Source organism: Brevundimonas intermedia, assembly GCF_027922165.1.
GTDB classification, from domain to species: Bacteria; Pseudomonadota; Alphaproteobacteria; order Caulobacterales; family Caulobacteraceae; genus Brevundimonas; species Brevundimonas intermedia.
In genome coordinates this window covers 766,625-766,926 of record NZ_BSFD01000011.1, presented here as the reverse complement: position 1 = coordinate 766,926, position 302 = coordinate 766,625, and the positions used below count along the sequence as shown (strand labels likewise).

The following is a 302-nucleotide window of genomic DNA, read 5'->3' as shown; positions in this document are numbered from 1 at the left end:
CCGGACGCGGGCCTTTTCGTTGGGTCAGTCTCGTATCTTCCCCCTCCCGGAGCAGACCCATGAAGACCATTCTGAAACTGACCCCCGTCATCGGCGCCGTGGCCCTGTTGGCCGCCTGTGGCCAGACCATGGAACAACGCGCCGCCACCGGCGCCCTGGGCGGCGCCGTCGCCGGCCAGGTGGTTGGCGGTAACACCGGCTCGACCGTGGCCGGCGCCGCCATCGGCGCTGTCGCCGGCGCTGCGACTACGCCGAAGTAGGACCCTCAGCCCAACGGCTGAAAAAGAAAGGCCCGGAGCTAT

The 302-nt window shown here is 68.5% G+C and carries 1 protein-coding gene; it reads left to right on the top strand.

Annotated features, from left to right (window positions below; all coding sequences use genetic code 11):
* Positions 1-59 precede the first annotated feature (59 nt).
* Positions 60-260, top strand: coding sequence for a YMGG-like glycine zipper-containing protein (locus tag PKE72_RS17120; RefSeq protein ID WP_054766136.1), 201 nt, complete (start codon positions 60-62; stop codon positions 258-260).
* Positions 261-302 lie beyond the last annotated feature (42 nt).

Coding starts and splice junctions, on each gene's coding strand:
- PKE72_RS17120 (WP_054766136.1), top strand. CDS start 60: ATGAAGACCATTCTGAAACTGACCCCCGTCATCGGCGCCGTGGCCCTG.